The sequence below is a fragment of the Tenacibaculum sp. 1B UA genome (assembly GCF_033978845.1).
Taxonomy (GTDB): domain Bacteria; phylum Bacteroidota; class Bacteroidia; order Flavobacteriales; family Flavobacteriaceae; genus Polaribacter.
Map to the genome: position 1 here is coordinate 41,823 of NZ_JAKVUA010000022.1, position 6,928 is coordinate 48,750.

General features: G+C 34.5%; 5 protein-coding genes. All 5 read left to right on the forward strand.

The window, feature by feature from the left end:
* Nucleotides 1–174 precede the first annotated feature (174 nt).
* The 5 genes from MK851_RS14000 to MK851_RS14020 all read left to right on the forward strand — a co-directional run bounded on the left by MK851_RS14000 (nucleotide 175) and on the right by MK851_RS14020 (nucleotide 6,738).
* Nucleotides 175–3,582, forward strand: coding sequence for a toxin VasX (locus MK851_RS14000; RefSeq protein ID WP_320244442.1), 3,408 nt, complete (start codon nucleotides 175–177; stop codon nucleotides 3,580–3,582).
* A 9-nt stretch (nucleotides 3,583–3,591) separates the two neighbouring features.
* Nucleotides 3,592–4,314, forward strand: a complete 723-nt coding sequence (locus MK851_RS14005) for a hypothetical protein (protein WP_320244443.1) — start codon at nucleotides 3,592–3,594, stop codon at nucleotides 4,312–4,314.
* Nucleotides 4,315–4,390: 76 nt separating this feature from the next.
* On the forward strand, nucleotides 4,391–5,122 hold the full coding sequence (locus MK851_RS14010; protein WP_320244445.1) for a hypothetical protein: 732 nt from the start codon (nucleotides 4,391–4,393) through the stop codon (nucleotides 5,120–5,122).
* Between the two features lie 76 nt (nucleotides 5,123–5,198).
* Nucleotides 5,199–5,930, forward strand: coding sequence for a hypothetical protein (locus tag MK851_RS14015; protein WP_320244447.1), 732 nt, complete (start codon nucleotides 5,199–5,201; stop codon nucleotides 5,928–5,930).
* 76 nt (nucleotides 5,931–6,006) lie between these two features.
* Entirely contained in the window at nucleotides 6,007–6,738 is a 732-nt protein-coding gene (locus MK851_RS14020) for a hypothetical protein (protein ID WP_320244450.1), read from the forward strand.
* The last annotated feature ends 190 nt before the right edge of the window (nucleotides 6,739–6,928 follow it).

The window sequence follows — 6,928 nt, forward strand, 5'->3', positions numbered from 1 at the left end:
CTATCTATACATTTGAGACATCAAAAGAGTACTTATTTAAAAAATTGCTAACGTGCTTTTTTGAAAAATTGTAATCCAAAAAAAATATTCTCCCCCTGTGCTATGCTGTAGCTATTATTGCTATGGTTGTGTTTTTGCTATGCAAAAACATGAAAAAAAAGAAAATAATAAACCATGAAAGAAAACATTACATTAGAAAAATTTCAAGAAGACGCCTATAATGATAATATAGGTACTTATAAATTTGAAATAAAAGGTCCTGACGGAAAAACCAACATTAGTTCTGACTTACAAGCTAAGAAACAAGGAATTGAATTACACTTTTTAAGATACGGGGTTTTTAATCCATTTCCCTATCATATACAAGACAACAAGTTTGTTAGAGCTCCTGATATTGAAGTTGAAGTTGAGCCACACGATAAGAATGACAAAAAAACAATTGATTATAAACTTAGTGAAGTTGTTGTAACTGCTAAACGAGATAGTGCCAATCCTTCAAATTTAGCTCCAAAACTAACCCATAGTCGTTACGAAAGAACAGGTTTAAGACATGGATATTTATATATTTTGCATGACGAGGAACCTAAAAAATGGCTTGAATACGAAATAGATACAAGCGGTCTTTTAAATCCTATTTATTGGAAAGACAACAAAGAAAATGGAGAATATAACGATATCCGAGACGCCACAAACACCTCAAGTAGAGAAACTTATATTGTAGCGCCAGATTCTGTAATTTGGGTAGCCTATTCTCATGTGCAATGGTCTATGCAACAATTGGAACAAATTGCTTCTTCGCCAGAAGAAAACGAACGAATGATAAAAGTTGAGTGTAAAGGCTACGAAAAAGACAAAGAATTAAAAAAAGCAGAAGTTATACACGACCGTCCCTATCATTCTTTTATTGCTGTGTTTGATTACAAACACTTTCCAGAAGCTACCAGACTAGAAGAAAAGCTAAAAACCATTCATGCTATTGAAAATGCCGACGACCCTAATAATGAAAATACATTATTAGAAGACATGTTTATTACACTTCCAGACCCTGTTGGCTGTGCCTATGACCTCGTAGATATCATTTTTTATAAACTAGATTATTTACGCTCTATGGTAGAGTGTTTAGCTACCTCTGTACACCATATGGATTTATACAAGTACAAATTAGGGCTTATAGACTATGGAGAAGTACAAAGTGATGAAATTTCTAAAGAGGAGGCAGAAGAACTAAAATACATCTTCTCAATTGCCTTAACCACCTATAAATTTGTTTACAACAACCCTGAATTAAAAGAAGACTATACACGTAAAAGAGGAGAGTGGTATTTAAACCATGGTATATCGCACGATAAATTAGACCACATACTCGCTATTGAAGAACGCAAACGTATTCGTAAAGTAATAAACGGATTTAGAAACGATTTAGGAAACCTCTTAAAAAGCGAATACTACAAAACCGCTATTGATGTTTGTTATGAAAATAACCCTACCCCATTAGCTAGTATAGAGGGTAAAAATATAATTTCAGACCACTTATTGTGTTTGGCGCATTACCCCGAAATGATAGACAGGCAACTACTACCCGAAAACGAGTACAAACCGTATGAAGATACTTGGGTAAAAGAAATTATAAAAACCAGTAAAGGTGAAAGTTCTTTAAAACATATAAACGATGTACTCTTCTACCCAATTGAAGTTACCGATTTAGAAAAACAAGACACCAAAGACTGGAAATACATAGTTAAGTTTGAAAAAAAACTATTCAGTCATTTCAAAAAAGTAACTAAGGCTTACATTGGCTTTGGTAAAGCAATAAAAGTTGAATTACTGAGAAACCAATTTGATTTAATAACTCGTACTAACAACGGAGTTAAAGAAACCCACTTAGTTACAGCAGGTAAAAATTTAATTTATAAAGAGTTTTTAAACGATTTTGAAAAAGTTAAGAAAAACATAGCTTCTAAACACCCGCAACATAAACGTATTGATGCTATAAAACACGCCAAGGTACCCGTTACTTATTGGTTATTGGTAGAAGAACAATTTAAAGGAGAAATAGACGCTAAAATGGCAACCGCCAAAACTAACCCTGAAAAACTAACTATACATATTAGAAATGGTAAAAAACTCCCCTATGCCCACAAGTTAGAAAGTATTATACAAAGCCAACAATTTAGAAGTACCGTATTAGTTTTTGAAATGTTTTCGCTGACAAGTCATATAGATAGTATGTTGAAAAAAGAAGTTATTGGAACTGAAGATTATATAAAGTTAGCTGGTGTTACAACAAAAGTGATTTCAGCAGGGCTAAATGTAACTGAAAGTATTTCTAACGATATAACCAAACAAAAAATTAAAAGTTTTGTTACCACACAGCCAAGAGCTACTGCTATAGAAGTGAAAGATGTAATAGATAATATTAAAGAAAAGTCTTTTACTACAAGAGGTGCAAAAGCCATTAAGTTGTTTGGTGGTGCTGCCTCTGTATATACTCTATATGCTACCATTGAAGATGTAAATAAAAGTTTAGCAAAAGCTGACAACGATGCCGCCTTAGCCTATAGCGGTGCTGCAGTACTTTCAGCAGTGTCCTTACTAGAAACCTTCGGATTAATTTCGTTAACAGGGGTCCCTGGTTTAATTGTGGGTGGTTTAGGGTTAGCTTTTTACGGATTAGCGTATTATTTAACCGATGATGAGCTAGAAACTTTTTTTAAGTTTTTTCCGTTTAGTAGCAAAACCTATATGAAAGATCCAAGTTATTACAATCCTTATTACAATGCACGCTTAATGTACCGAGGCAAAGAAAAATTAATTAACCCTTATAAAAAAGAGTACTTATCCTCAAGCTTTGATGAAAGCTATAAAAGTGTGTATGTACGCTTACTAAATTTAATAGTTGGGAGTGCTATTACTATAAAGGCAAGTAGTAAACGGTATGCTTCTCCAAAAAGTACCACTCCAACTTTTCGTGCCGCTAACCAAGACTTGCATAAAAACTGGATTGATAACAGTGCTACCCTTTGGAGTAACCTAGCCATTGATATTTCGTTTGGGGCGTTTTTTAACAATCCAAACGGACTAACCTACGAGCTTTATTTGGTACAATACAATGATCCTTTATTAGGTAATAAAAGCTACAAGCTACCTAAACATTGTTACGACACCGTAGTTACGGCTCCCTCTACAGTTGATGACAAACCAGAGTTTAAAGAACAATCGTTACGCAACGGAAACATGGGTGCTTCTTTTAAACAATTTCACATTTGGGTACGAGTACCCAAATACTTACAAGTAAAACACCAACTGGCTGCCAATAATATCGTTAAGCAAAAATACGAAGGAAATAAAATATACCTAAACAAGTACTCGCATATTGCTGTATTATGTAAGTATACTGATGCACAAATACAATTACCTTTACACCCAAAAAATAAACAAGGCTATTTATGGAATATCATGCCTTTGATAAAAGACAGTAAAAAAGAAGAGGAATACATTACCTTTAGAAACGTTAAAGCAGGCAAAGCAACCATTATTGAAGATAAGTCATTATTCTTCCGTAGATTTCCCTTACAACATTAAAATAATACTATGAGTTTTTTAAAAGCCAAACCCCTACCACATGAAATAGTTGACTACCCTATTACCCAATTCAAATTTAATTTACAACCCAATAAAGCTGAAAAAATACAAGAAGCCAACGACGAGTACTTTGTCCTAAACATGGCAAAAGGCTTATTTTTATTTAGAATGTTTACTTTTTATTTTGGAGGAGGAATACTATTGTTATTTTTCTTAATTCAGTTTATAATAAAGAAACCTACGCCACTACACATTTATTTAATTCCTTTACCTTTTATTATACTAGGTTTATTTCATTTAGCGGTGTATTATTATAACCCACATAAAGAATTGGTGTTAGATAGAATGAATGGTACCATAAGTTACCCCCGTTTATTTTTTAGCAAAAAACAAGAAACTGTACCTTTTTGGTTAGTTACAGTATATAAGAACTTACAAACAGGTGGGGACTTTACACCTATGGGGTATAATTTAATATTACGTGACCGTAAACAAAATTTTTCTTGGACACTAGCACATAATAGATGTGAACGTTATTGGAGTTTTATGGTATGGTATATGGATAAAAACAGACCCCTACCTCTTGGAGATATTTTCGATTCATACAGGCAAGCTGATTTTGACCGTAGATTAAAAGAAGGCTTTCCAAAACCTTTATACCCAAGCTTTGTACCAACAGATGAACACACACCAGAACAACAGGCTATGCGTAGACGTATGGCGGGATGGTAGAACAAAATAAACATTCCTATTCCCTCCCTTTGGGAGGGTTAGGGTGGGATTTCCCTTACAACATTAAAATAATACTATGAGTTTTTTAAAAGCCAAACCCCTACCACATGAAATAGTTGAATATGGTTCAGTACAAATACAAAGTAAACTACAACCAGGTAAATCTGAAAAAGTACAAGAAGCCAACGATGAATACTTTGTGTTAAACATGTCAAGAGGTTTTAGTTTGTTTAAAATATATACATTTTTTGTTGGAGGTTTTGTAATGCTAATAATCCTTTTACTACAACTAATAGGAAAAAATGGGGGGGGGATTACTTGGATTGACTATGTTTTGTTTACAACTCCTTTTTTTACACTAGGATTATTTCATTTAGCGGTATATTATTACAACCCACATAAAGAATTGGTGTTAGACAGAATGAACGGTACCATAAGTTACCCCCGTTTATTTTTTAGTAGAAAGCAAGAAACCGTGCCCTTTTGGTTAGTTACAGTATATAAAAATTTACAAACAGGAGGAGATTTTGCTCCTACAGGCTATAGTTTAATATTACGTGACCGTAAACAAGATTTTACTTGGACTCTTGCGTACAACAACCCCGATCGTTTTTGGAGTTTTATGGTATGGTATATGGATAAAAACAGACCCTTACCTCTTGGAGAGGTTTTCGATCCATATAGGCAAGCCGATTTTGACCGTAGATTAAAAGAAGGCTTTCCTAAACCTTTATACCCAAGCTTTGTACCAACAGATGAACACACACCAGAACAACAGGCTATGCGTAGACGTATGGCGGGATGGTAGAACAAAATAAACATTCCTATTCCCTCCCTTTGGGAGGGTTAGGGTGGGATTTCCTTTACAACATTAAAATAATACTATGAGTTTTTTTAAAGCCAAACCCCTACCACATGAAATAGTTGAATATGGTTCAGTACAAATACAAAGTAAACTACAACCAGGTAAATCTGAAAAAGTACAAGAAGCCAACGATGAATACTTTGTGTTAAACATGTCAAGAGGTTTTAGTTTGTTTAAAATATATACATTCTTTGTTGGAGGTTTTGTAATGCTAATAATCCTTTTACTACAACTAATAGGAAAAAATGGGGGGGGGATTACTTGGGTTGACTATCTTTTGTTTACAACTCCTTTTTTTACACTAGGATTATTTCATTTAGCGGTATATTATTACAACCCACATAAAGAATTGGTGTTAGACAGAATAAACGGTACCATAAGTTACCCCCGTTTATTTTTTAGTAGAAAGCAAGAAACCGTGCCCTTTTGGTTAGTTACAGTATATAAAAATTTACAAACAGGAGGAGATTTTGCTCCTACAGGCTTTAGTTTGGTATTGCGTGACCGTAAACAAGATTTTGCTTGGACATTAGCTAATAGAGAAGTAGAAAATTATTGGAGCTTTATGGTATGGTATATGGATAAAAACAGACCCTTACCTGATGGTGATGTTTTCGACCCGTACAGACAAGCTGATTTTGATCGTAGATTAAAAGAAGGCTTTCCAAAACCTTTGTATCCAAGCTTTGTACCAACCGATGAACACACACCAGAACAACAGGCTATGCGTAGACGTATGGCGGGATGGTAGAACAAAATAAACATTCCTATTCCCTCCCTTTGGGAGGGTTAGGGTGGGATTTCCTTTACAACATTAAAATAATACTATGAGTTTTTTAAAAGCCAAACCCCTACCACATGAAATAGTTGACTACCCTATTACCCAATTTACAGAAGATTTACAACCTAATAAACCTGAAAAAATTCAAGAAGCCAACGATGAATATTTTGTCCTAAACATGGCAAGAGGTTTTAGTTTGTTTAAAATATATACATTCTTTGTTGGAGGTTTTGTAATGCTAATAATCCTTTTATTACAACTAATAGGAAAAAATGGGGGGGGGATTACTTGGGTTGACTATCTTTTGTTTACATCCCCTTTTATTATCATAGGATTATTTCATTTAGCGGTATATTATTACAACCCACATAAAGAATTGGTGTTAGACAGAATGAACGGCACCATAAGTTACCCCCGTTTATTTTTTAGCAGAAAACAAGAAACCGTGCCCTTTTGGTTAGTTACAGTATATAAAAATTTACAAACAGGAGGAGATTTTGCTCCTACAGGCTATAGTTTAATATTACGTGACCGTAAACAAGATTTTACTTGGACTCTTGCGTACAACAACCCCGATCGTTTTTGGAGTTTTATGGTATGGTATATGGATAAAAACAGACCCTTACCTCTTGGAGAGGTTTTCGATCCATATAGGCAAGCCGATTTTGACCGTAGATTAAAAGAAGGCTTTCCTAAACCTTTGTATCCAAGCTTTGTACCAACCGATGAACACACACCAGAACAACAAGCTATGCGTAGGCGTATGGCGGGATGGTAGTTTTTATATAAGAATATACTCTCTAAAAGGTTTATAGAAAACTAAAAATAAGTTGACACACTTTATTGAATACTCCCACACACTTTATTGAATACTCCCTGAATACTCCCCAACGAAGCTCGCTGAACATTCCTCAACACAACGAAACCATCAGCGTGATGCGCTGAACAATCCTCAACGCAACGGAACC

Excerpts from the sequence above, each read along its gene's own strand:
- MK851_RS14000 (WP_320244442.1), top strand. The coding sequence starts at position 175 with ATGAAAGAAAACATTACATTAGAAAAATTTCAAGAAGACGCCTATAAT.
- MK851_RS14005 (WP_320244443.1), top strand. The coding sequence starts at position 3,592 with ATGAGTTTTTTAAAAGCCAAACCCCTACCACATGAAATAGTTGACTAC.
- MK851_RS14010 (WP_320244445.1), top strand. The coding sequence starts at position 4,391 with ATGAGTTTTTTAAAAGCCAAACCCCTACCACATGAAATAGTTGAATAT.
- MK851_RS14015 (WP_320244447.1), top strand. The coding sequence starts at position 5,199 with ATGAGTTTTTTTAAAGCCAAACCCCTACCACATGAAATAGTTGAATAT.
- MK851_RS14020 (WP_320244450.1), top strand. The coding sequence starts at position 6,007 with ATGAGTTTTTTAAAAGCCAAACCCCTACCACATGAAATAGTTGACTAC.